General features: G+C 72.3%; 26 protein-coding genes. 19 read left to right on the top strand and 7 right to left on the bottom strand.

What is annotated here, in order from left to right; all coding sequences use genetic code 11:
• The first annotated feature begins 39 nt into the window (after positions 1–39).
• Positions 40–747 (top strand): FadR/GntR family transcriptional regulator, encoded by a 708-nt coding sequence (locus ASF35_RS16715; RefSeq protein WP_055970090.1) that lies wholly within the window; start codon positions 40–42, stop codon positions 745–747.
• Positions 744–1,511 (top strand): sulfite exporter TauE/SafE family protein, encoded by a 768-nt coding sequence (locus ASF35_RS16710; protein WP_055970088.1) that lies wholly within the window; start codon positions 744–746, stop codon positions 1,509–1,511. The genes ASF35_RS16715 and ASF35_RS16710 overlap by 4 nt, the downstream gene beginning before the upstream one ends.
• 21 nt (positions 1,512–1,532) lie before the next feature.
• Here the strand turns inward: ASF35_RS16710 and ASF35_RS16705 are convergent, their stop codons facing one another.
• Positions 1,533–2,273: a response regulator transcription factor gene (locus tag ASF35_RS16705; protein WP_055970084.1), complete on the bottom strand. Its 741-nt coding sequence runs from the start codon at positions 2,271–2,273 to the stop codon at positions 1,533–1,535.
• 304 nt (positions 2,274–2,577) lie between these two features.
• Between ASF35_RS16705 and ASF35_RS16700 the strand changes: the two genes are divergently transcribed.
• From ASF35_RS16700 to ASF35_RS16665, 8 genes are all read left to right on the top strand, one after another.
• A complete protein-coding gene (locus ASF35_RS16700) occupies positions 2,578–2,823 on the top strand; it encodes a MoaD/ThiS family protein (RefSeq protein WP_055970081.1) in 246 nt (81 codons plus the stop codon).
• Positions 2,824–2,863: 40 nt separating this feature from the next.
• Positions 2,864–3,667: a hypothetical protein gene (locus ASF35_RS16695; protein WP_055970080.1), complete on the top strand. Its 804-nt coding sequence runs from the start codon at positions 2,864–2,866 to the stop codon at positions 3,665–3,667.
• 33 nt (positions 3,668–3,700) lie between these two features.
• A complete protein-coding gene (locus ASF35_RS16690; protein ID WP_055970077.1) occupies positions 3,701–4,162 on the top strand; it encodes a thioredoxin family protein in 462 nt (153 codons plus the stop codon).
• 294 nt (positions 4,163–4,456) lie between these two features.
• Entirely contained in the window at positions 4,457–4,900 is a 444-nt protein-coding gene (locus tag ASF35_RS16685; RefSeq protein ID WP_055970074.1) for a DUF4395 domain-containing protein, read from the top strand.
• 67 nt (positions 4,901–4,967) lie between these two features.
• Positions 4,968–5,816 (top strand): sulfurtransferase, encoded by an 849-nt coding sequence (locus tag ASF35_RS16680; protein WP_055970071.1) that lies wholly within the window; start codon positions 4,968–4,970, stop codon positions 5,814–5,816.
• A 1-nt stretch (position 5,817) separates the two neighbouring features.
• Positions 5,818–6,135 carry a DUF1416 domain-containing protein gene (locus ASF35_RS16675; RefSeq protein ID WP_055970068.1) on the top strand — a complete coding sequence of 106 codons (318 nt, stop codon included), beginning with the start codon at positions 5,818–5,820 and terminating at the stop codon, positions 6,133–6,135.
• Between the two features lie 160 nt (positions 6,136–6,295).
• The gene (locus tag ASF35_RS16670) at positions 6,296–6,826 is read left to right on the top strand and encodes an LPXTG cell wall anchor domain-containing protein (protein WP_055970065.1); all 531 of its coding nucleotides are present in this window, start codon (positions 6,296–6,298) and stop codon (positions 6,824–6,826) included.
• Positions 6,827–6,832: 6 nt separating this feature from the next.
• On the top strand, positions 6,833–8,614 hold the full coding sequence (locus ASF35_RS16665; protein ID WP_055970062.1) for a DUF4012 domain-containing protein: 1,782 nt from the start codon (positions 6,833–6,835) through the stop codon (positions 8,612–8,614).
• Between the two features lie 9 nt (positions 8,615–8,623).
• Here ASF35_RS16665 and ASF35_RS16660 read toward each other — a convergent pair whose 3' ends face one another.
• Positions 8,624–9,739 (bottom strand): LCP family protein, encoded by a 1,116-nt coding sequence (locus ASF35_RS16660; RefSeq protein WP_055970059.1) that lies wholly within the window; start codon positions 9,737–9,739, stop codon positions 8,624–8,626.
• A 117-nt stretch (positions 9,740–9,856) separates the two neighbouring features.
• Positions 9,857–10,297 carry a D-aminoacyl-tRNA deacylase gene (dtd, locus tag ASF35_RS16655; protein WP_055970056.1) on the bottom strand — a complete coding sequence of 147 codons (441 nt, stop codon included), beginning with the start codon at positions 10,295–10,297 and terminating at the stop codon, positions 9,857–9,859.
• Between the two features lie 36 nt (positions 10,298–10,333).
• Here dtd and ASF35_RS16650 point away from each other — a divergent pair, with 36 nt between their 5' ends.
• Genes ASF35_RS16650 through ASF35_RS16640 form a run of 3 tightly spaced genes read left to right on the top strand, consistent with a single transcriptional unit; the run spans position 10,334 to position 12,411 of the window.
• Positions 10,334–10,846: an FABP family protein gene (locus ASF35_RS16650; RefSeq protein ID WP_055970308.1), complete on the top strand. Its 513-nt coding sequence runs from the start codon at positions 10,334–10,336 to the stop codon at positions 10,844–10,846.
• Entirely contained in the window at positions 10,839–11,858 is a 1,020-nt protein-coding gene (locus tag ASF35_RS16645; RefSeq protein ID WP_200931789.1) for a folate-binding protein YgfZ, read from the top strand. Before ASF35_RS16650 ends, ASF35_RS16645 begins: the two co-directional genes overlap by 8 nt.
• The gene (locus ASF35_RS16640; RefSeq protein ID WP_369797021.1) at positions 11,785–12,411 is read left to right on the top strand and encodes a hypothetical protein; all 627 of its coding nucleotides are present in this window, start codon (positions 11,785–11,787) and stop codon (positions 12,409–12,411) included. The genes ASF35_RS16645 and ASF35_RS16640 overlap by 74 nt, the downstream gene beginning before the upstream one ends.
• Positions 12,412–12,425: 14 nt before the next feature.
• On the opposite strand, the gene ASF35_RS16635 is transcribed toward ASF35_RS16640, so the two are convergent.
• Positions 12,426–13,781, bottom strand: coding sequence for a CpsD/CapB family tyrosine-protein kinase (locus ASF35_RS16635; protein WP_055970049.1), 1,356 nt, complete (start codon positions 13,779–13,781; stop codon positions 12,426–12,428).
• A gap of 159 nt (positions 13,782–13,940) precedes the next feature.
• Here ASF35_RS16635 and ASF35_RS16630 point away from each other — a divergent pair, with 159 nt between their 5' ends.
• Together ASF35_RS16630 and manA are read left to right on the top strand one after the other, a co-directional pair.
• The gene (locus tag ASF35_RS16630; protein ID WP_082495566.1) at positions 13,941–15,854 is read left to right on the top strand and encodes a DEAD/DEAH box helicase; all 1,914 of its coding nucleotides are present in this window, start codon (positions 13,941–13,943) and stop codon (positions 15,852–15,854) included.
• Between the two features lie 29 nt (positions 15,855–15,883).
• A complete protein-coding gene (gene manA, locus ASF35_RS16625; RefSeq protein ID WP_055970045.1) occupies positions 15,884–17,068 on the top strand; it encodes a mannose-6-phosphate isomerase, class I in 1,185 nt (394 codons plus the stop codon).
• Between the two features lie 744 nt (positions 17,069–17,812).
• On the opposite strand, the gene ASF35_RS16620 is transcribed toward manA, so the two are convergent.
• The 3 genes from ASF35_RS16620 to ASF35_RS16610 form a co-directional block, all read right to left on the bottom strand.
• The gene (locus ASF35_RS16620) at positions 17,813–18,934 is read right to left on the bottom strand and encodes a mannose-1-phosphate guanylyltransferase (protein WP_055970042.1); all 1,122 of its coding nucleotides are present in this window, start codon (positions 18,932–18,934) and stop codon (positions 17,813–17,815) included.
• 31 nt (positions 18,935–18,965) lie between these two features.
• Positions 18,966–20,417, bottom strand: coding sequence for an endonuclease/exonuclease/phosphatase family protein (locus ASF35_RS16615; protein ID WP_055970039.1), 1,452 nt, complete (start codon positions 20,415–20,417; stop codon positions 18,966–18,968).
• A gap of 297 nt (positions 20,418–20,714) precedes the next feature.
• The gene (locus ASF35_RS16610; RefSeq protein ID WP_055970036.1) at positions 20,715–22,724 is read right to left on the bottom strand and encodes a hypothetical protein; all 2,010 of its coding nucleotides are present in this window, start codon (positions 22,722–22,724) and stop codon (positions 20,715–20,717) included.
• Positions 22,725–22,900: 176 nt separating this feature from the next.
• On the opposite strand from ASF35_RS16610, the gene ASF35_RS16605 reads away from it, so the two are divergent.
• The 4 genes from ASF35_RS16605 to ASF35_RS16590 all read left to right on the top strand — a co-directional run bounded on the left by ASF35_RS16605 (position 22,901) and on the right by ASF35_RS16590 (position 25,430).
• Positions 22,901–23,827: an asparaginase gene (locus ASF35_RS16605; protein ID WP_055970033.1), complete on the top strand. Its 927-nt coding sequence runs from the start codon at positions 22,901–22,903 to the stop codon at positions 23,825–23,827.
• Positions 23,828–23,894: 67 nt separating this feature from the next.
• Positions 23,895–24,323: a helix-turn-helix domain-containing protein gene (locus ASF35_RS16600; RefSeq protein WP_055970030.1), complete on the top strand. Its 429-nt coding sequence runs from the start codon at positions 23,895–23,897 to the stop codon at positions 24,321–24,323.
• Positions 24,320–25,093, top strand: a complete 774-nt coding sequence (locus tag ASF35_RS18190) for a hypothetical protein (RefSeq protein ID WP_055970027.1) — start codon at positions 24,320–24,322, stop codon at positions 25,091–25,093. The genes ASF35_RS16600 and ASF35_RS18190 overlap by 4 nt, the downstream gene beginning before the upstream one ends.
• A gap of 73 nt (positions 25,094–25,166) precedes the next feature.
• Entirely contained in the window at positions 25,167–25,430 is a 264-nt protein-coding gene (locus tag ASF35_RS16590) for a DUF2516 family protein (RefSeq protein WP_055970024.1), read from the top strand.
• Positions 25,431–25,532: the final 102 nt, after the last annotated feature.

Genomic DNA, 25,532 nt, shown 5'->3' with positions numbered 1-25,532 from the left:
CCAATAGTCATCTGAGCCGATTGTCAATACCCTGGCTCCATGGCTTCCCCGAACGACGGCCTCCGACCGGTCGCGCGCCCCCGCCTCTACGAGCAGGTGGCCGAGCAGATCGCCACGTGGGTCGCCGACAACGGGCTCGGCGCCGGCGACCGTCTCCCGCCCGAGCGCGACCTCGCCACGCGCCTCGGCGTCAGCCGCGCCACGGTCAGCCAGGCGCTCGTCGCGCTCGAGGTCGTCGGCGCCGTCACGGTGCGCCACGGCGACGGCGCGATCCTCACGGGGGGCTCCGGGGTCCGGCGCATCACCGAGGCGATCCGCGAGCACGCCCAGCGGCTGCCCGACGTCATCGACGCCCGCGACGCGCTCGAGACCAAGATCGCCGCGCTCGCCGCGCAGCGCCGCAGCGACGCCGACGCCGACGCCATCGACGCCGCGCTCGACGGCATGGAGGCCGACATCGACGCCGGCGGTCGCGGCGTCGCCGGCGACGAGCAGTTCCACGCCGCCGTCACCGCCGCCGCGCACTCGACGTTGCTGGCCCGCATGATGGCCGAGATCAGCGAGCTCGTGCTCGAGACCCGCATCGAGTCCCTCGGCCAGCCCGGCCGGCCCCGCGACTCGCTCGCCGCCCACCGACGGATCGCGGCCGCCATCCGCGCCGGCGACGCCGACGAGGCGGCGCGAGCCATGCACGACCACGTCGAGCAGGTCAGCGACGTCGCGATCCTGCGCGAACCACCCGCGTGAGCGCGGGGGAGGTCGCCGCGATCGTCGCGGCGGGCTTCGGTGCGGGCATCGCCACCGCGTCGATCGGCGTGGCGTCCCTGGTGAGCTTCCCGGTCCTCGTGGCGCTCGGCGTCCCGCCCGTCACGGCCAACGCCTCCAACACCGTGGGACTGGTGCCGGCCGGGCTCAGCGGGTCCTTCGGCTACCGCCGCGAGCTCTCCCTGCACCCTCGCGTGACCGCGACCGTGCTCGGGCTCAGCGGCCTGTTCGCCGTGGTCGGCGCGCTCCTGCTCCTGCGGCTCCCCTCCTCGGTGTTCGAGTCGGCCGTGCCCTGGCTCATCCTCTTCGCCTGCTCGCTGGTGGCCACGCAGCCGCTCATCTCGCGACGGGTCCGGTCCCGGCGGGGCCCCGACCACGTGACCGGCCCGCCGCGGGTGGGCGCCGGCGTGGGGCTCGGCACCGCGGCGTGCGGGGTCTACGGCGGCTACTTCGGCGCCGGGCAGGGCGTCATGATGATCGCCGTGCTGGCCTTCGGGCTGGAGCTGCCGATGGCCGTGATCAGCGCACTGCGCACGGGCGCGATCCTCGCGTCCAACCTCGTCGCGACCGCGATCTTCGTCTTCGTCGCACCCCTGGACTGGACCGTCGTGCTCCTGCTCGGGGCCGGGTCCGTCGGCGGCGGCTACGTCGGGTCGATCATCGGTCGACGCCTGCCCGACCTGGTCCTGCGAGCGCTCGTCGTGGCATCCGGCGTCACCGTGGCCGCCCTGATGCTGCAGGGCTGACGCGCCGGGCGTCGTGGTCCGTCAGGCGCGGGCACCCGGACCCGGGACCCTGGAGGCGGCCTGCGAGGGACGCTCCTCGGTGTCGGGGGTGGTGGCGACGAAGCGGTAGCCGACGTTGCGCACGGTGCCGATGAGCGTCTCGTGCTCGGTGCCCAGCTTGGCGCGGAGTCGACGCACGTGGACGTCGACCGTGCGCGTGCCGCCGAAGTAGTCGTAGCCCCACACCTCCTGCAGCAGCTGCTGGCGGGTGAACACCCGGCCGGGGTGCTGGGCGAGGAACTTGAGCAGCTCGAACTCCTTGAAGGTGAGGTCGAGCGTGCGGTTCTCGAGCTTGGCGGTGTAGGTGGCCTCGTCGACGACCAGGCCGCTGGAGGCGATGAGGTGGGAGTCGTCGTCGCCGTCCTGGCCGGCGGCCACGCGTCCCATGGCGAGGCGGAGGCGTGCCTCCAGCTCGGCGGGTCCTGCCGTGGTGAGGATGACGTCGTCCATGCCCCAGTCCGAGGCGGCGACCGCGAGGCCGCCCTCGGTGAGGATCAGCACGAGCGGGCACTCGATGCCGGTCGTGCGGATGACCCGGGTGAGGCTGCGCACCTGGGCGAGGTCGTGGCGACCGTCGACGAGGACCGCGTCGGACGGTGGCGCGTCGATCAGCGCGCTCGCCTCGGCGGGGAGGATCTTGACGTGGTGGGGCAGCAGCGCGAGCGCGGGCAGCACCTCCACCGAGGACTGGGTGCTCTTGGTCAGGAGCAAGAGGTGCGACACGAGGTCCCTCCGTCGTTCTGCCGCGGGCGCGGTGCCCGCCGCACGCAGGTGGTACCGGTCCGGAGCGTCACCCCGAGGGGACCGCCTGCGTCAGTGCTTCCGTGGTGTTGCTGGGCTTCTGTGGTGTTGCTGGTGCTGCGTGCGTGCGTGCTGGTGGTGCTGGTTATGACAAGAGGCCAGGTGATGTCACCGTGGCCTCGTCGCATGGTCGAGAATAGTGCATGTGTCGGACGAATCACCAGAAGGTGTCGCGGAAGAGAACGACGTCACACTCGCCGCTGCGAGCGGTCGTGACGGCGTCACGGTGCGCTACTGGGCTGCCGCGCGTGCCGCCGCGGGCGTCGAGACGGAGACCGTCGTCGGCGCCACGCTGGCCGAGGTGGAGGCCGCCGTGGTGCGACGACGCCCGGGGGACCGGCGCTTCGCGGACGTCCTGGGCATCTGCTCCGTGCTCGTCGGCGAGGTGCCGGTCGGGGGTCGCGACCACGCCGACGTGGCGCTCGAGCCGGGGTCGCTGGTCGAGTTCCTGCCCCCCTTCGCCGGTGGCTGAACCGGCCGCGGGGCACCGGCTGGTTTGGCATCATGCTCAGATGCCCCGCCTCGTGTCGTCGCTGCTGTCGACCGCGCTCGCGGGGCTGCTCGCTCTCGCCGTGACCACGGGTGAGCTGTGGCTGGTCGCCGCCGGCGTGCTGCTCGTCCAGGTCCTGGTGGCCGCGGCCCCGCCCTCGGCGGGCCTGGAGCAGGTCCGTTCGGGCGCGTTCGTGCCGGTCGTGGCCGGCAGCCTGGTGGCCACCGGGCTGGCCCTCGATCCGAGCCTGCTCGCCGGGACCTCCGGCACGCGGGCGGCCCGCGACGCGCTCCTGTCGTCCGGCGTGCTCGCGGGCGTCCTCGCCGGGGTGGCCGTCGTGGTGGCCCTCGCCTGGTTCACCCAGATGCTGCGCCGCGACGGCCGCGAGCACCTCGTCCGCTCCACCGCTGCGACGGTGACGCTCGGCGTCCTGGCCACGCTGGCCGCGGGCTGGGTGGCGGCAGCGCGGGCGTCCCTGTCGACCGACGTGGTCCTCATGGCCGGCGTCGGGCTGTCGGTCGCCGTGCTCGTCTGGGCCGCGCCGGGCGACCGCGTGGTGCTCGCGTCGGTGGCCGTCCTGGCCGGGGCAGGTGCGGGAGCGGCCGTCCCGCTCGTCGTCGACGGGTCCGGCACGTGGGTCCTCGGCACGGCCGTCGGCGCGGGTGCGGCGCTGTGCGCCCTGCTGGGCCAGGTGGTCGGCCGTGCCTGGACCGCCGGTGGGACGACGTCGGGGCCGGAGCTCTGGGTGTTCCCGGCGGCGCTCTCGGTGGCCCTGGCAGCTCCGGTGGCGCACCTGGGCGCCCAGCTCGCGGTCCTCGTGGTCTGATTCGGACGTGGTCCGTCCACGTAGCCTGGGCAGGTGACCGGTGCCCTCGTCCTCGTCGCCGCCCTCGTGGCCACGGCCCTGCTCGCCCTCGTGATGCAGCGGCGCAACGGCCGGTTCACGAGCCGTCCCGCGGCCGCCACGGAGGGCACCGCCGACCCGGTCGAGCCCGCTGGGTCGGGCGAGCTCGCGGACGTCCCGCGCGTCACGGCCGACGAGATCGGTGCGGCACTGGGCGACCGGCTCACGCTCGTCCAGTTCTCCAGCGCCTTCTGCAGCCCGTGCCGTGCCACCCGGGCCCTGCTCACCGACGTCGTCTCGACCCGGGCCGACGTCGCGCACGTGGAGGTCGACGCGGAGTCCCACCTCGACCTGGTCCGAAGGCTGAACATCCTGCGCACGCCCACCGTGCTCGTCGTCGATGCCGACGGCGTGGTGCTGAGCCGCGCGTCCGGTCTCCCGCGTCGGGACCAGGTGGTGGCGGTCCTCGACGCCTGACGCGCCTCGCTGACACTCTCGGTCTCCGCGGGCAACCCGTCCATTCTGCGAGACGGCTGTCCGTCATGCGAGACAGAAAGCAGGTTCGCAGCCGCGCGCGGCCTACGCTGGTCCCATGACCGGCTCGACGAACCTGACGCGGCGCCTCGCGGTGGACCACTGCCGCACGCGCTCCGCGCTCTGTCGTCCTCGCTGATCGACCGCGCGAGCACCCACCCGCGGTCACGAGCCGACCTGTCCCGGCCGACGTCGACCCCTGCGGTCGCGCGCGCCTCCCTCCTCCAGGAGTTCCTCATGTCACGTCCCACGCACGTGGACCCGCGCGGCCAGCGCTTCGCCGCGGCGATCACGTCGGTCGTGCTGGCGCTGGCCCTGGTCCTGCCGACCTCGGCCGCCGTCGTCCTGCTCGCCGCGCAGGGCATCGTGTTCGCGATCGGCGCGAGCGGTCACCTGCACCGTTCGCCGTACGCGGTCGCCTTCGCGCGGCTCGTCCGACCGCGCATCGGCCCGCCGGCCGAGCCCGAGGACGCCCGCCCTCCGCGGTTCGCGCAGACGGTCGGCCTCGCGTTCGTGGCCGTCGCCCTCGTGGGCTTCGTCGCCGGAGCGGACGCCGTGGGCTACGCCGCCACGGCTCTCGCCCTCGTGGCCGCGCTCCTCAACGCGGCCGTCGGCTTCTGCCTCGGCTGCGAGCTCTACCTGCTCGCGCGTCGCGCCACCGCGTCGCGCCAGCCCGCCTGACCACCACCCACCCCGACCACACAGCCCCATCCCCACGCCCAGTGGGTCAACACACGGAGGTATCACCATGAGCCGCGACACCGCGCTCGTCACCGCAGACTGGGTCGAGGAGCACCTCGACGACCCCAAGGTCGTCCTCATCGAGGTCGACGAGGACGCCGAGGCCTACGACAAGGGCCACATCCCCGGCGCCATCAAGCTGGACTGGAAGAAGGACCTCCAGGACGGCGTGCGCCACGACTTCATCTCCAAGGAGAAGCTCGAGGAGCTGCTCTCGAGGAAGGGCGTCGCCAACGACGACACCGTCGTCTTCTACGGCGGCAACAACAACTGGTTCGCCGCGTACGCCTACTGGTACCTGACCTACTACGGCCACGAGAACCTCCGTCTGCTCGACGGTGGCCGCAAGAAGTGGGAGCTCGACAGCCGCGAGCTGAGCGCCGACGTCCCGGACCGCCCGGCCACCACGTACACCGCACAGGAGCCGGACGAGTCCGTGCGCGCCTACCGCGACGAGGTCATCGAGGCGATCGGCACGAAGAACCTCATCGACGTCCGCAGCCCCGACGAGTTCGCCGGACGCCTGCTCGCCCCGGCGCACCTGCCGCAGGAGGCCGCGCAGATCGCCGGTCACATCCCCACGGCCGGCAACGTCCCGTGGAGCAAGGCCGCCAACGACGACGGCACCTTCAAGAAGGACGAGGAGCTCAAGGAGCTCTACGCCCAGGCCGGCCTCGACGAGGGCAAGGACACCATCGCGTACTGCCGCATCGGTGAGCGCAGCTCGCACACGTGGTTCGTGCTCAACGAGATCCTCGGCTACCCGAACGTCAAGAACTACGACGGCTCGTGGAGCGAGTACGGCTCGTTGCGGGGCGTCCCCGTGGCGATCGGCGACGAGCGCGGGGAGGCCTGACATGTGCGGAGCGATCAAGGGCGGACCCAGCCTCGAGGGTGTCGACGTCGCGAACCAGGCCGTCATCCAGGGCGTCGTCGTCCGCGGTGACGAGCCGGTCGGCAACGCCTACGTGCGTCTTCTCGACCGCACCGGCGAGTTCACCGCCGAGGTCCCGACCTCGGCGACCGGCCAGTTCCGGTTCTTCGCCGGCCCCGGCGAGTGGACGCTGCGCACGCTCGCGCCGCGCTCGGAGGCCGTCGATCTCGCGGTCGCGGCCGCGGTCGGCGTGGTCGCCGACGTGGTCGTCGACATCGACCGGGTGCCCGTGCACGTCTGAGTCACGCACCACGGCTCGACCCGAGAGACCCCGGACCTGCCGGTCCGGGGTTTTTCGCGTCCTCGGGCGTGACCTTCCGGCACCGAGCGTCGTTCTACCGTCGAGCACGCTCCTCCACGGGGCCGCGTGCGCGTGGGATCCGTCACCGCCTGGGAGTGTCATGAAGAAGATCGTCGCGACTCTGGTCGCCTCCGCGCTGGCCGCGTTCGCCCTCGTGGCAGCGGTCCCTCCCGCCTCGGCGGCCGGCCTCGCCTCGGCCGACGCGCCCTACCCGCCCACCGTCTGCGACCTGCAGCTGTCGAAGACGCGGGTCGCCCCCGGCGAGACGTTCACCGCGACGGTCACGGCGGACCAGCCCACGATCATCACGGTCAGCTACGAGGACCAGTCGTTCAGCGAGGACGACACGACGAAGCTCGTGGCGACCTTCACGGCACCGGCCGCCTCCAGCACCCGCAGCACCCAGGTCGTCGCGACGTGCGGCGACCTCGGCGCCGTGAGCGCCGAGGTGCTCGTCGTGGTCGGTGGTGGCGACGACGGCGACGCCGCGGCCGACGCGGACGCCGACGCCGGCGACGCGGCCGGCATCCTGCCCGGCACCGGTGGCACCGACCTCTGGCTGCTGGTGCTCGGTGCACTGCTCGTGCTCGCCGGCATCGGCGCCGTGGTCCAACGCCGCCGCAGCAGCTGACCCGTCGTGGCGTCGCCACGCTTCCTGCCCGAGCGGTACGACCGGGCAGGGTGGGTCCGGCTGGGTCTGGCCGTGACGGGAGCGGTGCTCACGGTCTGCGTCGTGGTCCTGGCCTGGCAGGGGGTGCGCGCAGCGATCCTGCTGTCGCGGGCGAGCGACCAGTCCCAGCTGCTCCTGGCCCAGGTGGCGCAGGGCGACGCGGACGGTGCGCGGCAGACGTCGGCGGTCCTGACCGACGCCGCAGGCCGCGCGCACGCCTCGACGGATGGTCCGTTGTGGGCGGTGTTCTCCCACGTCCCGATCGTCGGTGACGACGTCGACGCCGTGCGCGTGGTCGCGCGCGAGGTCGACCGGGTCGCCACCCAGGCCGTGCCCACGATCGTCGACGTCACCGCCCAGGTGGGGCTCGACGCGTTCTCGCCGCGCGACGGACGGGTCGACATCGCGAACCTCGAGGCCGTGGCACCACGCCTGGCCGGCCCGCGCGAGGCCCTCGAGCGCGCTGCACGCGGCGTGGGCGAGATCGAGCCGCAGAAGGTCGCGGGCCGGCTCCAGGCGCCGGTCCGCCGCCTGCAGGGCTCCCTGACCAGCGCCGCGTCGGCCGCACGCGTCGCGGACACCGCGGCCGCGCTGCTGCCGGAGATGCTGGGCGGGAGCGAGCGCCGCCGCTACCTCCTGCTCATCCAGAACAACGCCGAGATCCGCTCGCTCGGCGGCATCCCGGGATCGTTCGCCGTCATCGAGGCCGATCGCGGCAAGGTGCGCATGCGCACGCAGGGCTCGGCCATCGACGTGCCGCCGAACGACAGGCCGCGTCTGACGGTGCCGGAGGACCAGCTCGGTGCCGTGCCGGTGACCGCCGCGACGGACCTGCGCAACACGACCGCCGTGCCCGACTTCCCCGAGGCCGCGGCCTTCGCGAGCTCCCTCGTGGGCGAGGAGCTCGACACGCGCTTCGACGGCGTCGTGTCCGTCGACCCGGTGACGCTGGGCTACCTCCTGCAGGGGCTCGGGCCGGTGACGCTCGAGGACGGCACGCGGCTCACGGCCGAGAACGCCGTCGACGAGCTGCTCAACGGCGTCTACCGCCGCTACGCCACCGACCTGCTCGGGCAGGACGCCGTGTTCGAGGACGCCGCCCGCCGCATCTTCGACGCGTTCGTGGACGGGCAGGGCGCCACCCAGCCCGTGCTCGAGGCCCTCGTGCAGGCCAGCGTCGACAACCGGGTCCTCGTGTGGTCGGCTGACGAGTCCGAGCAGCGCCGCATCCGTTCCACGGGCGTCGCGGGTGCGCTCCCGCAGACGCGGGACCGGGCCCACGTGGGCGTGTACGTCGACGACAGCAAGGGCGCGAAGCTGCAGTACTACCTCGACGCGTCGTCCACGCTCCGCTCCGTGCGGTGCGTCGACGACCGGGCGCAGGTGCTCACGCTGCGCACCACGCTCACCTCCACGGTCCCCGACACCGCGCTCCCGATCTCCATCACGGGGCTCGAGCTCCCGGGACTGCGCCCGGGGGACCAGAGGCTCTCCGTGCGGGTCGTGGCACCGGCCGGCGGCGTGTTCGAGCGCGTGCGGCTGGCCGACGTCGAGCGGACACCGTCGGGCGGGCGGATCGGCGACCGTCGGGTGACGGTCGTCCCCGTGACCCTGCGACCCGGGGAGTCGGTCGACCTGGAGGTCCAGGTGCGCACGGGCGAGGGGCAGACGAGCGACGCGGTGCTCACGACCACGCCCGGCATCGAGGCCGGCGCGAACGACGTCCGGGTCCGCTCGGCCTGCGGCTGAGCCGGCGCGTCAGCCGATCTGGTCCTCGTCGGCGAGCTGGTCGTCGGGGTACTTCTCCAGGTACTCGTCCATGCGGTCCTCGCGCAGCGCGGTGAACAGCTCGGCGTTCTTGGCCTCGTCGAGCCTGACGATGCTGCCGACGACCGGGATGGTCTCGGTGGTGGCCACCGGAGCCGTGAGGAACGTGACGTCGTCGGACCCGGTGCCGCGCAGCGAGAGCGCGAGCGCACGCATGTCGCCCGGGTCCCAGCCGGCGTCGACGGTGAGGTTCTTGGTGACCGCGGTGAGGGTGCGGGTCAGCTTGATGGGGTTGCTCATGGTGTCGCGCGCGAGCATCTTCTTCATGAGCGACCGCAGGAAGTTCTGCTGGCGGGCGATGCGGTCGAAGTCGCCGCGGAGCAGGCCGTAGCGCGTGCGCACGTAGGCGAGGGCCTTCTTGCCCTCGAGGGTCTGCTCGCCGGCCTCCCACTGGACCTTCTGCTTGGGGTCGTAGAACGGCCGGGGGATGTAGACGGGCACGCCGCCGACGGCCTTGGAGAGGCTCTTGAAGCCGTCCCAGTCGATGATCGCGAGGTGCCGCATGCGCAGGTCGGTGAGGTTCTCGACGGTCGAGATCGCACCGTTCGGGCCGAACTCCGCGAAGGCGTCGTTGATCTTCTGCGTCGACTGCTTGGTGCCGGTCTCGTCGTAGATGTCGGTGTAGGTGTCACGCGGGATCGAGACGAGGTAGACCTTCTTCCGGTCCGACGTGATGTGCGCGATCATCAACGTGTCGCTGCGGTACTTGCCGGCCGGCCACGACCCGGAGGCGGCGTCCTCGGCCAGCGTCGTGTCCTCGGCGCCCTCGACCTTCTTGCCCTTGTCGGAGCCCAGCAGCAGGATGTTGAGCGCCTTGCCCTTGTCGGGATCGGGGCGGTCGGCTTCCTTCAGCTTGTTCTCGACCCGCCCGACGTTGCCCAGCTGGGCGTTGAGGTAGTAGGCGTACGCGGTGCCCGTGCCGAGGACGAGGACGAGGGCGCCGACGACACCCACGACCAGCTTGCGGTGCCGGCGGTGGAAGGGGACGCCGCCGGCGCGACGCTTGCCCTTGACTTCGCGGCGCGCTCGCTTCTCGCGACGCGACATGGCACTCCCGTTCGATGTTCTGGTGGGGTCAGGACGACGGCGCCGGGGCACGTTCGCCGACGCCGATTCGAGAATCCTACGTCCTTCACCTGAAAGGACGGTCAGAATGCGAAGGCGCTACAGCTCGAGCAGGACGGTGAACGGCCCGTCGTTGACCGAGCGGACCTGCATGTCGGCACCGAAGCGGCCGCTGGGGACCGTCGTGCCCAGGGCCCGCAGGGCGGCACAGAACTCGTCGTACAGCGGCTCGGCCACGGCGCCCGGTGCGGCGGCCGTCCACGTGGGACGCCGCCCCTTGCGCGCGTCGCCGTAGAGCGTGAACTGGCTGACGACGAGGACCGCGCCGCCGGTGTCGGCGACCGAGACCTCGTCGTGCAGGATGCGCAGGCCGTGCACCTTCCGCGCGAGCGCGTCGGCCTTCTGCACGGTGTCGTCGTGGGTGACGCCGAGCAGCACGAGGAGATGGTCGGCGTCCGCGTCGGTGCCGCCCACGGAGCCGACGACCTCGCCGTCGACGACGACCGAGGCCTCGCTCACCCGCTGGACGACCGCACGCACGTCGGCAGGTTAGCGCGCGTCGATACGATGGACCCCATGGCCTTCGAGATCCCCGCCGACCTCCACCCCGACGTCGCGCCCCTGGCCTGGTTGCTCGGCACCTGGCACGGCAACGGGCGTGGCGACTACCCGACGATCGAGCCCTACTCCTTCGAGCAGGACGTCGTGCTCGCCCACGACACCCGGCCCTTCCTGCACTACTTCAGCCGGTCGTGGGTCACCGACGAGTCCGGCGAGCGGATCGGCCCCGGCGACCTCGAGACCGGCTTCCTGAGGCCTGCCGGTCTCGTGGAGGGCGGCAAGGGCATCAACGTCGAGCTGGTCCTCGCCCACCCCACCGGGTACGCCGAGGTCTGGTACGGCGTCGCCGAGGGACCCCGCATCACGCTCGCGACCGACATCGTCGCCCGCACCCAGTCGGCGGCGGAGTACACCGCCGGCCAGCGCATGTACGGCCTGGTCGAAGGCTCGCTCATGTACGCGATCGACAAGGCCGCCGAGGGCCAGACCATGCAGTCGCACCTGTGGGGGAAGCTCGCCCGTGTCTGAGCCGCAGCCCGACCCCGCCGCCGCGGACGGCCTCGCCCCGGCGCGGCGCCGCAGCCCCCTGCTCGACCTCGAGGGTGCCGTCGAGGCCGACCGCCCCGACCACGGCGTCGCGGCCCACTACGGCGAGCTCACCGTCGAGCAACGTCGTCTCGAGAAGGGCGACGGCTTCGTCGACCTCTCGCACCGGGACGTGCTGACGGTCACCGGCCCCGACCGGCTCACCTGGCTGCACTCGCTCACGACCCAGCACCTCGAGCGGCTCGAGCCCGGGCTGGCCACCGAGGGGCTCGTGCTCACCCCTCAGGGCCGCATCGAGCACGCGTTCGAGGGCGTCGACGACGGCACCACCTTCTGGGCGCACACCGAGCCCGGCGCCAGCGCGGCGCTCGTCACGTTCCTGGACCGCATGCGGTTCATGACGCGGGTCGAGGTCGCCGACGTCACCGCCACCCACGCCGTCGTGGGGCTGCACGCCGCCGAGCAGGACGGCAGGGGCGCGCGATGGGCCATCGAGCCGCGCGACACGGTGGCCTCGTGGCCCCAGCGGTACGGCCGCCCGGCAGGCACGTGGGCCTGGGAGGCCCTGCGCATCGCGTCCGGGACGCCACGCTTCGGCGTCGACACCGACGACCGCACGATCCCCAACGAGGTCGGCCTGCTCGAGCGGGCCGTCCACCTCGACAAGGGCTGCTACCGGGGCCAGGAGACCGTCGCCCGCGTGCACAACCTGGGCCGGCCGCCGCGTCGGCTGGTCCTGCTGCACCTCGACGGCTCGCCCGACCGGCTGCCCGCACCCGGCAGCGCCGTGGAGCGCTCCGACGAGCCGGGCAAGGCGGTCGGCGTGCTCGGGTCGCGCGCCCTGCACCACGAGCTCGGTCCCATCGGTCTGGCCCTCGTCAAGCGCTCGGTCCCGGTCGACGCCGCGCTGGTCGTCGACGGTGTGGCCGCAGGACAGGAGCCCGTGGTCGACCCCGAGGTGGGGCTGCACGTCCGACCGCGGTCGGGCCCCTGAGGTGGGCGCCCGTCCCGAGCGCAGTCGGTGGAGCATCCTCGCGGTGTGCACGGCCAACGTGTGTCGTTCGCCCCTCATGGAGCTGCTCCTGAAGGAACGACTCGACCCGTCCACCTTCGAGGTCGCCAGCGCCGGGGTGATGGGCTGGCGCGACGCGCCCGTCGACAGCATGGTGCGCCTCGAGCTCGCCCGGCTCGAGATCGACGGCTCCGACTTCCGTTCGCAGCCGCTGGAGGTGCGCCACGTCCGGGGCGCCGACCTCGTGCTGACCGCCACCAAGGAGCACCGGTCCGCCGTGCTGGAGCTCGACCCCGGTGCCCTGCGCAAGACCTTCACGCTGCTCGAGTTCGCGGCGCTCGTCGAGGGGCACGAGGCGACGCACCTGCCCGAGCTCGTCGCCGACGCGGCCCGCCGCCGCAGCACGGGACCGGCGCGCGCCGACGTGCCGGACCCCTTCCGGCGCTCACCGGCGGTGCACCGCGGCACGGCCGACCTGATCGACGAGGCGACGGCGTCGATCGCGCGCACGCTGTCGCTGCTGCAGCCGGCCTGACGCCGGCGACGTAGTCAGCGCCGACGTCGGCGCGAGGACTTCCCCTGGGCGTACTCGTACCCGTAGCCGTAGCGGCCGGCGGCCCGGCGGGGCGTCATGGAGAGCACGCTGCCGAACAGCTTCGCGCCGACCGTGTCGAGCCGGTCGACCGCGGCGCGCACTTGGTCGTGCCCGGTGCGTCCGTGGCGCACCACGAGCAGCGCGCCGTCGGCGAGCAGCGACAGGATCGCGGCGTCGGCGACCGGCAGGAGGGGCGGTGCGTCGATCAGCACGACGTCGTAGCGCTGGCGCAGGTCGGCGACGAGGCGCTCCATGGCACCGGTCTGCACGATCTCGGCCGGGTTCGGCGGACGGGCGCCGCTCGCGAGGACGTCGAGCCCGGGGACCTCGGTCTCCTGCAAGGCCTCGTCGAGGTCGACACGGCCCACCAGCACCGTCGTCAGGCCGACGGTGCTCTCCAGGCCGAACGACTCCGCGAGCTGGGGCCGGCGCAGGTCGCCCTCGACCAGCGCGACCCGCAGGCCCGACTGCGCGAGGGCGATGGCGAGGTTGCAGGCGGTGGTCGTCTTGCCCTCGGCCTCGACGGCACTGGTGACGGCCACGACGGTCCGGTCGTGGTCGACGTCGACGAACTGAAGGTTGGTGCGCAGGATGCGCACCGCCTCGGCGCGGGGGTGCTGAGGGGACAGCGAGGTGAGCAGGGGGGAGTCGTGCGCGGCCCGGTCGTGCGCGATCGCGCCCAGCACGGGTGAGCCTGTGGCCGCCTCGAGGTCGTCGGTGGTGGCGATGCCCCGGTCGGTCGACTGGCGCCACCGAGCCACGGCCAGGCCGATCAGCAGGCCCGCGAGCAGCCCGCCGAGCAGGTAGGGCCACCGCGTCGGCTCCACGGGCGAGGCGGAGCCCGAGCCCGGGTCGATCACGAGCGTGGTCTCGCGCTGTGCGGCGTCGAGGTCCTCCTGCTTCGTGGCGAGCCAGGTGGTGAACTCCTCGGCGACCTGTCCGGCGGCCTCGCGCGCGTCGGCCAGGCTGTCGTCGCGCACGGTGACCTTCAGGATCGTGCTGTCGCCGACCACGCCGGAGGTGACGTCGTCGCGGGGGATCGGCGTGGTGCCGAGCGCCTCGCCGGCGCGGCCCACGAGCGCGGGTCCGCCCAGGATCCGACCGTACGACTCGAGCGTCCGGGCCGAGAGCGTGCGGGCGGGCACCTCCTCGGTGCCGACGGGCGGCTCGACGAGGACCTCGGCCGAGGCCTCGTAGCGCGGTGTGATGCCGGACACGAGCAGCTGCCCCGCCACGGCACCGAGCACGCCGAGGACCACGACCAGGATCCACCGCGAGCCGAGGGAACGGCGGGTGGTCGGCGTCGGCATCGCGCACCGTCTCCTTGCTGGCTGGGGGATGGGCGGGCCTGCTGAGGGTCCTTCTCGGGTCGCCGGGATTGGTCTCGGGGGCACCGGTACGGAACACTATCGCTTGCACCCTGCGTCACGACGGGGTTCCCCCGTCTCGCAGTCAGCACCAGGAGTCCCATGAACGACGACGTACCCGCGCCCGCGTCCCCCGACGACACCGTCCCCGGCGAGCCTGCTCCCGGCGGCACCGGTCCCGTCGAGGCCGGCCCTGTCGAGGCGAGCCCTGTCGAGACCGGCCCTGCGGACACCGTGGTCGAGCCGGCCCCCGACCAGCCGGTCGCGCCGACTCGGCCGTTCTCCGACCTCGGTCTCGACGACGAGCTCGTGCAGGTCCTCGAGCGCCTCGGCTACGAGACCCCCACGCCGATCCAGGAGGCGGCCGTGCCGGCCCTCCTGGCCGGTCGTGACGTCGTCGGTCTCGCCCAGACCGGTACCGGCAAGACGGCCGCGTTCGCCCTGCCGATCCTGCAGAAGATCGACCCCGACCGTGCCTCCACCCAGGCGCTGGTGCTCGCCCCCACCCGTGAGCTCGCGCTCCAGGTGTGCGAGGCCATGACGTCCTACACGCCCAAGGGGCGTCGGATCCGGGTGCTGCCCGTGTACGGCGGCCAGGGCTACGGTGCCCAGCTGGCGGGCCTCGAGCGTGGCGCCCACGTCGTCGTCGGCACGCCCGGCCGCGTGATGGACCACCTCGACCGCGGCAGCCTCGACCTCACCGGTCTCGACCACCTCGTCCTCGACGAGGCCGACGAGATGCTGGCGATGGGGTTCGCCGAGGACGTGGAGCGGATCCTCGCCGACACCCCCGAGTACAAGCAGGTGGCGCTGTTCTCGGCCACGATGCCGCCGGCGATCCGTCGTCTGGCCAAGCGCTACCTCCACGACCCGGCCGACATCGCGACGCCGCAGGCGCGCTCCTCCACGAGCACGGTGCGCCAGCGCTGGATCCCGGTCTCGCACCACGCGAAGCTCGACGCGCTCACGCGCCTGCTGGAGGTCGAGAGCGGCGACGGGATGATCATCTTCGTCCGCACCAAGTCGGCCACCGAGGAGCTCGCCGAGCGTCTGCGGACGCGCGGCTTCTCGGCTGCCGCCATCAACGGCGACCTCGCCCAGGCCCAGCGCGAGCGCACGGTCAACGCCCTCAAGTCGGGTGCGCTCGACATCCTGGTGGCCACCGACGTCGCGGCCCGCGGGCTCGACGTCGACCGCATCACCCACGTGGTCAACTACGACATCCCGCACGACCCCGAGGCCTACGTGCACCGGGTCGGCCGCACCGGGCGCGCCGGACGCAGCGGCGAGGCGATCCTCTTCGTCACCCCCCGTGAGCGCCGTCTGCTGTCGGCCATCGAGAAGGTCTCGGGTCGCGCCGTCGAGGAGACGGGCGTGCCGAGCGTCGACGAGGTGAACGCCCGCCGGACGGCCAAGTTCGCCCAGGCCATCACCGACAGCATGGGCTCGCCCCAGTTCCACGCGTTCCGCGGCCTGGTCGAGGACTACGTGCGCGAGCACGACGTCGAGATGCTCGACGTCGCCGCCGCCCTGGCCGTCATGAGCACCGACGACAAGGAGTTCTTCCTGCGCCCCGACCCGCCCAAGGCGGCGCGGCGCGAGCGCCCCGAGCGTCCGGCGCGCGACACGAGCGACCGCGGACCGCGTCCCTCGAAGGACGGGTGGACGCCGTACCGGATCGCGGTGGGCAAGCGCCACAAGGTCTCGCCCTCGATGATCGTGGGCGCCCTGGCCAACGAGGGAGGACTGCGGCGCGCCGACTTCGGGAAGATCACGATCGGCGTCGACCACGCCGTCGTCGAGCTCCCGCAGGATCTGCCGGACGCGGTCTTCGAGGCGCTCTCGGACACCCGGATCTCCGGCCGGCGGATCGACCTGAAGCGCGACGGCGGCCCGCAGGGCCGCAGCCACGGCAGCGGGCGCGACGACCGTGCGGGCGGCTACCGCTCGAAGGGCGGACCGCCCGGCAAGGGCGCGAAGGACAAGTACCGCAAGCCTCGCCACCCCAAGGGCTGACGGCGGCCACGGCCTTCCGAGAGGACGAGATGCGACGACTCGAGAACCCTGATCGCGACTACGACTGGGGCTCGCCGGAGGCGATCCCTCGTTTCCTCGGTCGGCCGCCGGCCGGGGGCCCGGTGGCCGAGATCTGGATGGGCACCCACCCGCTCAACCCCTCGCGCGTGCAGGGCGCGAAGGGTCCGGTCTCGTTGCGCGAGGTCGCCGGCGAGCTGCCCTTCATGCTGAAGATCCTCGCCGCGGACCGGCCGCTCTCCATCCAGGTCCACCCCAACGCCGTGATGGCCCAGGAGGGCTACCGGGCCGAGGAGGCGGCCGGCGTCCCGCTCGACGCGCCCCACCGCGTCTACAAGGACCCCCACCCCAAGCCGGAGATGGTCTACGCGCTGACGGCGTTCGACACGCTCGTCGGCTTCCGGCCCACGGCCGAGATCCTGCGCGTGCTGGCCGCCATCGACGTCCCGCGGGTCCAGGACCTCGTCGAGAGCCTGCGTCGTCAGCCCGGGTTCCTCGGCATCGTGCGCGTCGTGGAGGACCTGCTGACCGATCCGCCGTCGCCCGAGGAGGTCGCCGAGGTCGTGACGGCGTGCCGCGACGCTGAGCAGCGCGGCATCGACATCAAGCGTGCCTACGCCACGGCGGTCCTGGTCGGCGAGCACCATCCGGGCGACGTCGGTGTCGTGATGTCGCTGCTGCTCAACCGGCTCACCCTCCAGCCCGGCGAGGCGGCCTACCTCGGTGCGGGCATCATCCACGCCCACCTCAGCGGGCTGTGCGTGGAGGTCATGGTGTCCTCCGACAACGTGCTGCGTGGCGGCCTCACCGGCAAGCACCTCGACCCGCAGGGCCTGGTGCGATGCCTCGACCGCGGCATGTCGCGCCTGGCGCGCGTCGAGGCCGACCAGTTCGGCTTCTCCACCGACGTCTACAGCCCCGGCCTGCGTGAGTTCGCGCTGTCGATCACGCAGTGCTCGTCGGCCGAGCCCGACGGTGCGCGCCTGCCCGACGACGGTCGGCGGATCGTCGTCTGCCTCGGGGGCGACGTGGAGGTCGTCAACGAGATCGGGGAGCGGGAGAAGCTCGCCCGCGGCGAGGCCCTCTTCGCCGACGAGTCCGACGGCGTGCTGCACGCGGTGGGCACGGGCGAGGTGGCGCAGGCCTACACGCCGGCTCCCGACCTCCCGCCCGCCGAGCTGACCGACCTCGTCTGAGTCTTCGCTCGCTGCTGCGTTGCTGTGGGTGGGTCGTCGTCCTGCTGCTGCGTTGCTGTGGCGGAGTCGTGCCTTGGGGCTGCGTTGCTGTGGGTGCGAGTCGGGTCGGTCTCCGAAAGGGCCTCGACCGGCGGCGGGTCCGGGCTCGGGTGGGCTTTCGGAGCGTGGCTGGGGGTGACGCAAGGTTCTGCGTTCGTGTGCGAGGGGGCGAAGGATGCTGCGTTCGCTACGGGATCCGGTGCGGAACGCAGCATCGTTCGGGGTTCTGCGCACGAAGGCAGAATCCTGCGTCCGCCGGGGCGCCGGTGCGCGGCGGATGGGCAGGGATTCTTCCTTTGCGTGGGACGGTCCACGAGAAGGGAGAATCCCTGCCCGTGCGGGGCCCCTTTTCGTCGCCACGATTCTCCCTTCGCGTGGCACGGTCCACGCGAAGGAAGAATCGTGCGTGGATCACGCGCAGATGGAGAATCGTGGCCGCGCCCCGCAGACCCARCCGGGTCGAGACCCGCTGCTCCGGTCGAGGCCCTTTCGGAGACCGCCCCGACTCGGAGCCACAGCGACGCAGCAGCGAGCGAGAACCCAGCCGCGCCCCGCAGACCCAGCCGGGYCGAGACCCRCTGCTCCGGTCGAGGCCCTTCGGAGCCCGACCCGACGTGGAGCCACAGCGACGCACCCGCAGGACGAAGGCCAGCCGCCGCAGTCGCGGCCGACCACTCACCCGCCGCCACACGGATGCAGAGGAAGTCAGACCAGGTCGTCGCGTCCGGCTGCCGACAGAGCGGCCGGAACCTCCTTGACGCGCTGGGCGTGCTCGAGCGTGGTCACGAGCAGTGCGTCGTCGGTCTGCACCACCACGGCACCGGGGATGCCGACGACCGCGACCGTGACGCCCGGCCGGGCGCGCACCAGCCCGTCGGCGTCGATCCAGAGGGTGTGCTCGTCGCGCGATGAGCCGTCGGGCGAGGACGCCTGGTCGTGCCCGAGGTCGTGGAGGGCGGCGAAGTCACCGATGTCGTCCCAGCCGAACCGCCCGGGGACGGTCGCGATGCCGCCGGTGAGCGAGACCGGCTCGGCGACGGCGTGGTCGATCGCGATCTTGGTGAGCGTGGGCCAGACCTGCTCGAGCACGGCCTGCCGGTCGGGGCCGGCCCACGCCGTGGCGATGCGCCGCAGCCCGTCGTGCAGGGTGGGCTGGAGGCGAGCCAGGTGGTCGAGGAGGACGTCGGCGCGGGTGACGAACATGCCCGCGTTCCAGCTGAAGGTCCCGGCGCGCAGGTAGGCCTTGGCCGTCTCCTCGTCCGGCTTCTCGACGAAGCGCACGACGGTCCGTGCGGTCGGGGCGCCCTCGACGCTCAGGGGCGCTCCGGACTCCACGTAGCCGAACGCCGTGGACGGTGACCGTGGGGCGATGCCGATGGTGGTGACGTGACCGTCGCGAGCGGTGCGCACCGCCTGGACGACGGCGTCGGCGAAGCGGTCGGCCCCGGAGACCACGTGGTCGGCGGCGAAGGACGCGACCACGGCGTCGGGGTGGTCCTGGTGGACGACGGCCGTGGCCAGGCCGATGGCCGGCATCGAGTCACGCGGGGACGGCTCCACGAAGATGCTCGTCAGCGCGGGCAGCTGCTCGCGGACCGCGTCGGCGTGACGGGGCCCGGTGACCACGTGCACGCGCTCCGGCGGCACGAGCTGCGTCACGCGGTCCCACGTCTGCTGCAGCAGTGTGCGGCCGGAGCCCGTGAGGTCGAGCAGGAACTTGGGCCGGCCGGCGCGCGAGAGGGGCCACAGCCGGGTGCCGGCGCCCCCGGCGGGGATGATGACGTGCAGGTCGGCCAGATCGGCCGGTCCCAGAGGATCGGGGCTCATGCGGTTCGGGTCTCCTGCCGTGGCGGTGGACTCAGCCCGGCGACGGGACGTCGTCGACCGGTGGGACGTCGACGACCGGCGTCGGCTCGCCGACGTCGACCTTCTTGCCCTCGAGCGACAGCGTGGCTCGCAGGGCGTTGTGGTCCGTCAGCACCGGTGACGCGTAGCTGCTGCCCGACATCCGCACGAGCTGCTTCCAGGCGAGCACCTGGAACTCCTCGGAGGCGAAGATGTGGTCGACGTGGGCGCCGGAGCGCAGGGGACGCGTGGAGAACGTGTGGCCCGTGTTGAACTCGCGGTTCTCGACCTTCTTCGCGACGTCGACGGTGTCGCGCTGTCCGATGCCTCGCATCATGGAGCCGGGGGAGTCGGCGCCGCGGTGGCGACCGGAGTTGAAGTCTCCGGCGTAGACGATCGGCAGGCCGCCGTCGTTGATGGACCGCATGCGCGAGATCAGCGTGTTCATCTCGCTGCGCCGCTTGCCGTCGTTGCCGTGACCGTTCTCCAGGTGCACGTCGACGACGAAGAACTGGCGGCCGGTCTCCTTGACCGTGAACCGGGCCCACGTGGCGTGTCGACCGTGGCCGACGGGGAAGAAGCCGCCGCTCTCCTGGGTGAACAGGGCCGGTCGGTAGAAGATGTAGCGCGCCTTCGCGCCGCCCGTCGCACGCTGGAAGCCACGCTCGCCGCCGGTGAAGATCGCGTTGGTGGTGCCGCCGACCCGCTTGCCGCCCGCTTCCTGCAGGACGAACAGGTCGAGCTTCTCGGCGTTGAGGAAGGCCGCCATCTGCCGGGCCCGTCCGGCGTAGCCCTTGCACTTCTCCGAGCACACGTTCCAGGTGCCGACGTTGAACCGCACGTCCTCGGGGAGCGTCTCGGTGGCGACCGCAGCCCCGAACTCGCCGACCACGTCGCCGTTGACCGGCCGCGCGCGGAACCAGTACGGGCGACCCGGCTCGAGGGCGTCCGTGACCAGCTCGGGCTCGCTGCCCACGGTGCGCACGGACTGGACCAGCTCACCGAAGTCCTTGTCGGTGGCGACCTGCACGTCGTACTGCCGGGCGTTGACGACCGGCTTCCACTCCAGCCGGGCGCCCGTGGTGCCGGTCTTGTCGACCGCCACCTTCGTCATCTCGCCGGGGGGCAGCACGAAGCGACCGGTGCGGGACCGCACGATCTCGCCGTCCTTGACCGCGTCGACGCGGAAGAAGCGGTCGCCGCCGGGCGTGGTGGGCTGCAGGTCCTCGACCAGCACCTGCTTCTTGGTGGAGGTGACCTTGAGGGCGTCCTTCGTCAGGGCGCGGTCGCTGCCGACGTGGACGACGTACTCGTCGACCTCGTCGGTGGACGCCCACGTGAGCTCGACGCTCGTGGGCGACAGGGTCTCCGCCGCGAGGCGGGTCGGCGGTGCGGTGTCGTCGAGCAGCGTGCGCGACGACCACAACCCACCGGCCAGCACCGCGAGGCCCGCGACCAGGGCCACGAGCAGCCCGACGCGACCGAGGCGGGGCCGACGCCGTCCGCTGCGTCCGCCGCGCGCGCCGGGACGTCGCCGGGCGCCGCCGCGTGAGGGCGGGCCCGCAGGACGCGTCGCGACACGACGGCCTGCAGGGATGCGGCGACGGGTGACCAACGGAGAGGCTCCAGCACGAGGATGGCGGCGGACTGACGGACTGCGCGAATTCTAACCGGCTCGGCCGCCTGGGGTGGGCCGGTCCGCAGGTTCGTGCTCAGGAACGCTCGCCGGGCCACCCTCTGCGCCGCTGCCCGGCGGCCGACCTCAGGGCTTCTGGGTCTGCCCGGGGATGCCGAGGTAGGCCGTCAGCGGGTTGTGGTCGCTCGCGAACGGCGTGCGGTACCGGTTCGCCGACGTGAGGTCCACGACCACCTTCCAGGTGCGCGACGTGACGTCCGGGGTCGTGTAGATCGCGTCGACGTGGTCGCCGTTCTTGATCGGCACGACCTGGCCCTGGTTGGAGGAGTTGAACAGGACGTTGTAGGCGTGGCCGTCGGCCCGGTCGCCGTTGTCGGCGGCGCGGGCCCGGTCGAAGGAGTCGACGTGGTCGGCGGCGAGGAACGCCTTGCGCACGCCGTCGTAGCCGCCGGCGTACTTCGCGTTGTTCTTGTTGGAGTTCACGTCGCCGGCGTAGACGACGGGCAGGTCGCGGGTGTTGAGCGCCCCGACCAGCGACAGCATCCTGCGCGTCTGGGCGTACCGGCGGTCGTCGTTCGTCTTGCCCTTGTACGGCTCGAGGTGGGGGTCGACGACGATGAACGGGGTGCCGGAGCTCTTCTCGACGAGCTCGGCCCACACGGCGTAGCGCCTGCGGTCCGCGTCGAGGGTCAGCGTGCCCGAGCGGTTGAGGTTGTAGACCGACGTCTTGTAGAACAGCGACTTGGCCGAGATGTAGGCCGCGCGGCGGAACCCGGGGAGCACCGACCCGAAGTTGGTGTCCTTGTCGCCGGACTCCTGCGTCGAGATGACCGAGGCGCCGGTGCCGAGCACGGCGGCCGCCGCACGCGACTTGCGGCTCTTCCAGCTGCCGATCCCGCTCGAGGAGCGGCACTTGTCCTGGCCGCAGAGGTTGTAGGTGACCACGCGGACGTCGACGTCGGAGGTCGGCAGGATCCGGGTGGTGACGCCCCGGACGGCCCCCTTGACCGGTGCGTTGTCGCCACGGGTCCGCGCGTAGTAGCGGACGCCGGGGGCCAGGCCCGTGAACGTGGTCCGGGTGCCGGCGACCTGCTGCGTGCGGACGCCCGAGCTGAAGTCCTTCTTCGTCGACACGTCCACGACGTAGGTCTCGGCGTTGGTGGCGGCCTTCCAGATCAGCGTGAGGCTGGTGGGGGTGGAGGACTCGAAGGTGATCCAGGCGACGTCGCCGACGGGCAGGTCGAAGCGGGCGCGGGCGCTGTCGGCGCGGGCGTCGCCGCGGTAGGCGCGGACCATGTAGACGTAGTCGGTCCCGAGGTTGGGGGACAGCCCGGTGAGCGTCGCGGTGGTCCCGGTGGTGCGAGGCGTCACCTGCTCGCACGCCGTGGCCTTGACGAAGGTCATGACGCACACGTCGTAGGAGGTGGCGTTCTTGGCCGCCTTCCACGTGATGGTGGCCGAGGAGCTCTTGACCGCGTGCTTGAGGCCGGTGGGGGCCTCCGGCTTGAGGGTCAGCTCGATCGGGGTGCGCGGCGAGGCTGCGGACGCCTTGCCGACGTAGGCGCGCACGTGCACGTGGTAGTCGGTCCCGTCGACGGGGGTGAGCTTCGTGAAGGTGTGCGAGGTCTTCGTGGTGAAGAAGCCCTCGGTGCACGACGTCTGGGCGAGGCTGCGGACGAGGCAGACGGCGTAGCGGTCCGCGTCGGGGATCGCCGTCCACGAGACGGCGGCGGTGTCGGTCCCGGTGGAGACCGACACCTTCGGCGCGGCCGGACGCAGGTCGATCGCGACGCGGGGGCTGGCGGCGGAAGCGCTGCCGTCGTAGGCGCGCACGTGCACGAGGTAGTCGGTCCCGGCGACGGGGGTGAGCTTCGTGAAGGTGTGCGAGGTCTTCGTGGTGAAGAAGCCCTCGGTGCACGAGGTGTCGCCGACGCTGCGGACGAGGCAGACGGCGTAGCGGTCGGCACCCTTCACGGCCGGCCAGCTGACCGTGGCAGCGTCCTGCGTGGTGCTCACGGTGGGACGGGGGGCCGGGACGGCCGCCGCTGCCGGGGTCGTCGTGGCACCGGTGAGCAGGGCGATGACGGTGGCGACGACGAGAGCAGGTGCTCCGAAGGCGTGACGCAGGGAAGGCATGCAGTCCTCTTCTGGTGAGGGAAGCCGACGCCCGAGTGCGCCGTACCAGATCAGGGCACTGTAGTGGAAGAACGACACGGGTGGGAAGAAAGTGACCAATGGGACTGGTGGGATGAGCCGATGGTCAGGAGGGCCGGGCGGGCTCGACCGCGCCGGTGGAGCCCTACGCTGGAGCGATGGACGTCGTCGCCGAGGTCACCCGGTCCGGGCTCGTGGAGAGCCGCCACCGCGGAGCAGCCGTGCGGGTCGGTCCCGACGGCGAGACGGTGTGGTCGCTGGGTGATCCCGGCGTCGTGGTGTTCCCGCGGTCGACGAACAAGCCCTTCCAGGCGACCGGCCTCGTGGAGGCGGGCCTGGACCTCGAGCCCCGCCTGCTGGCGCTCGCGGCCGCGAGCCACTCGGCGGAGCCGTTCCACCTCGAGGGGGTGCGCGAGATCCTCGCGCTGGGCGGCCTCGACGAGTCGGCCCTGCAGACGCCGGCGTCCTACCCGCTGGACCCGCACGAGCACGCAGCCGTCCTGCGTGCCGGCGAGGGACGTCTGCCGATCCGGATGGACTGCTCGGGCAAGCACGCCGCCATGCTGCTCACCTGCGTGGTCCGGGGGTGGTCGACCGAGGACTACCTGGATCCGGACCATCCGGTCCAGCGCGCCGTCACCGAGACCTTCACCGCCCTGGTGGGCCCGCCCGACACGGTCGGGGTCGACGGGTGCGGAGCCCCGCTGCTCGCGACGTCGCTCGAGCGTCTCGCCCGCGGCATCGGTCGGCTCGTCCAGGCGGAGACGGGGACGGCGGCACGACGGGTGGCCGACGCGATGGTGGCCCACCCCGAGCAGGTCAGCGGGACCCGCCGACCCGACCTGGCGCTGGCCCGCGCCGTGCCGGGATCGCTGGTGAAGTCGGGTGCCGAGAGCGTGGTCGTGGCCGGGCTGGCGGACGGCTCCGCCCTCGCGGTCAAGATCGAGGACGGTGGCGAGCGTCCCCTGTTCGTGGTGCTGCACCGAGCGCTCGAGCTGGCCGGCGTCGAGGCCGACCTGCTGCGCGAACGTCCGGTGGTGCTCGGTGGCGGGCGTGCCGTCGGGGAGGTGCGGCCGGTCCTCTGACCGGTTGTGAGACGGGTCGCATGCAGATCTGCTTGCACTTGCTTGCAAATGCAAGCACACTGGAGACATGGCCAAGCTGGACGTAGGAGGAGCCGTCGAGAACCTCGGCGACTACTTGCGCGAGCAGCGACGCCAGGCGCAGATGTCCCTGCGACAGCTGGCTGAGAAGTCCGAGGTCTCCAACCCGTACCTCAGCCAGATCGAGCGGGGCGTGCGTCGTCCCTCGGCAGAGGTCCTGCAGCAGATCGCGAAGGCGCTGCGCATCTCGGCCGAGTCGCTCTACGTCCGTGCCGGTCTCATCGACATCGACGAGTCCGGCGCGCGGATGGTCGAGGACGCCATCGCCCTCGACGCCCGACTGACCGAGCGGCAGAAGACGGCACTGCTGGACATCTACCGCTCGTTCGTCGGCACCGACGTCGCACCGGACGAGGCACTTGCCGAAACGGTCACCCAGGCCAATCCCGACACCTCTCCCGAGGAGACACCCACATGAGCATCACCGATCAGATCAACGCCCAGATCAAGACCCTGGTCGATGAGGTCAAGAACCTCACCGACACCCTCAAGAAGGTCGAGATCGACGACCTCCGCTCGCAGGCCACCGGCTTCGTCGGCTCCGCGCAGGCCCAGGCGCAGTCCAGCTACGCCGAGCTGCTCCAGAAGGGTGAGGAGTTCGTCGCCCAGGCACGCGCCCTCAAGCTCGACGACGTGCAGAAGCGCGGCGAGAAGCTGCTCGACGCCCTGCGCAAGGACGCCAAGAAGAACATCAAGGAGGCCCGCAAGGCCGCCGAGGACGTGGCCGACGACGTGCAGAAGCGCGCCGAGGACATCGTCGCCGAGGCCCAGGCCACCGTGTCGAAGGTGACGAAGAAGGCCCCCGCCTCGAAGTCGTCCGCGAAGAAGGCCCCGGCCAAGACGTCGGCCGCCGCTCGCTCGGCCGCCTCCTCGACGACCGCCGCGGCCAAGAAGGCCCCGGCCAAGACCGCCTCCGCCGCGAGCACCACCAAGAAGACCGCCGCGAAGAAGGCCCCGGCCACCACGTCGGCTGCCAAGAAGACGACGGCCAAGAAGAGCACCGCCAAGAAGACGACGGCCAAGAAGGCGTCCTCCACCGGGACCGCGAAGAAGACGACGGCCAAGAAGGCTCCGGCCAAGACGACGTCGTCCACCGCGACCGCGAAGAAGACGACGGCCAAGAAGTCGCCCGCGAAGAAGACCTCGTCGAGCAGCAGCTCGACGGGCAGCACCACCAGCCAGTCCTGAGCCACGGCTCACCACACGAGCGGCGGGTCCCCGACAGGGGCCCGCCGCTTCGTGCGTCCGGTAGGGTCCAGGCGTGTTCGAGGTCGAGTCGGGTCTGATGCTGGTGCTGTCGCTCGCCCTGTTCGCGGTCAAGGCGTTCGCGCTCGTGGACTGCCTCACCCGTGCGCCCGCCCGGTTCGCCGTGGCCGACACGCTCCCGAAGAGCTCGTGGCTCGTGATCCTGGGCCTCACGCTCGCGGCGCACCTGGTGCTCTGGAGCCCGCTGTCGCTGCTCAACCTCGTCGGCACCGTGGCCGCGCTGGTCTACCTCGCGCAGCTGCGCGGCAGCCGCGTCTGACCCGTCCGCGATTCGCGCCTCGGCGCCAGCGTCGCTATGGTCGAAAGGTTGTCCCGTGCACCCATGGGTGCGCAGGACCTGACTGACGATGTCGAACGACTG

The sequence above is a fragment of the Aeromicrobium sp. Leaf291 genome, assembly GCF_001423365.1.
Lineage (GTDB): Bacteria > Actinomycetota > Actinomycetes > Propionibacteriales > Nocardioidaceae > Aeromicrobium.
This window is presented reverse-complemented; position numbering and strand designations above follow the sequence as displayed.

Excerpts from the sequence above, each read along its gene's own strand:
- ASF35_RS16715 (WP_055970090.1), top strand. The coding sequence starts at position 40 with ATGGCTTCCCCGAACGACGGCCTCCGACCGGTCGCGCGCCCCCGCCTC.
- ASF35_RS16695 (WP_055970080.1), top strand. The coding sequence starts at position 2,864 with ATGCCCCGCCTCGTGTCGTCGCTGCTGTCGACCGCGCTCGCGGGGCTG.
- ASF35_RS16685 (WP_055970074.1), top strand. The coding sequence starts at position 4,457 with ATGTCACGTCCCACGCACGTGGACCCGCGCGGCCAGCGCTTCGCCGCG.
- ASF35_RS16680 (WP_055970071.1), top strand. The coding sequence starts at position 4,968 with ATGAGCCGCGACACCGCGCTCGTCACCGCAGACTGGGTCGAGGAGCAC.
- ASF35_RS16675 (WP_055970068.1), top strand. The coding sequence starts at position 5,818 with ATGTGCGGAGCGATCAAGGGCGGACCCAGCCTCGAGGGTGTCGACGTC.
- ASF35_RS16670 (WP_055970065.1), top strand. The coding sequence starts at position 6,296 with ATGAAGAAGATCGTCGCGACTCTGGTCGCCTCCGCGCTGGCCGCGTTC.
- ASF35_RS16660 (WP_055970059.1), bottom strand. The coding sequence starts at position 9,739 with ATGTCGCGTCGCGAGAAGCGAGCGCGCCGCGAAGTCAAGGGCAAGCGT.
- ASF35_RS16650 (WP_055970308.1), top strand. The coding sequence starts at position 10,334 with ATGGCCTTCGAGATCCCCGCCGACCTCCACCCCGACGTCGCGCCCCTG.
- ASF35_RS16635 (WP_055970049.1), bottom strand. The coding sequence starts at position 13,781 with ATGCCGACGCCGACCACCCGCCGTTCCCTCGGCTCGCGGTGGATCCTG.
- ASF35_RS16630 (WP_082495566.1), top strand. The coding sequence starts at position 13,941 with ATGAACGACGACGTACCCGCGCCCGCGTCCCCCGACGACACCGTCCCC.
- manA (WP_055970045.1), top strand. The coding sequence starts at position 15,884 with ATGCGACGACTCGAGAACCCTGATCGCGACTACGACTGGGGCTCGCCG.
- ASF35_RS16620 (WP_055970042.1), bottom strand. The coding sequence starts at position 18,934 with ATGAGCCCCGATCCTCTGGGACCGGCCGATCTGGCCGACCTGCACGTC.
- ASF35_RS16610 (WP_055970036.1), bottom strand. The coding sequence starts at position 22,724 with ATGCCTTCCCTGCGTCACGCCTTCGGAGCACCTGCTCTCGTCGTCGCC.
- ASF35_RS16605 (WP_055970033.1), top strand. The coding sequence starts at position 22,901 with ATGGACGTCGTCGCCGAGGTCACCCGGTCCGGGCTCGTGGAGAGCCGC.
- ASF35_RS16600 (WP_055970030.1), top strand. The coding sequence starts at position 23,895 with ATGGCCAAGCTGGACGTAGGAGGAGCCGTCGAGAACCTCGGCGACTAC.
- ASF35_RS18190 (WP_055970027.1), top strand. The coding sequence starts at position 24,320 with ATGAGCATCACCGATCAGATCAACGCCCAGATCAAGACCCTGGTCGAT.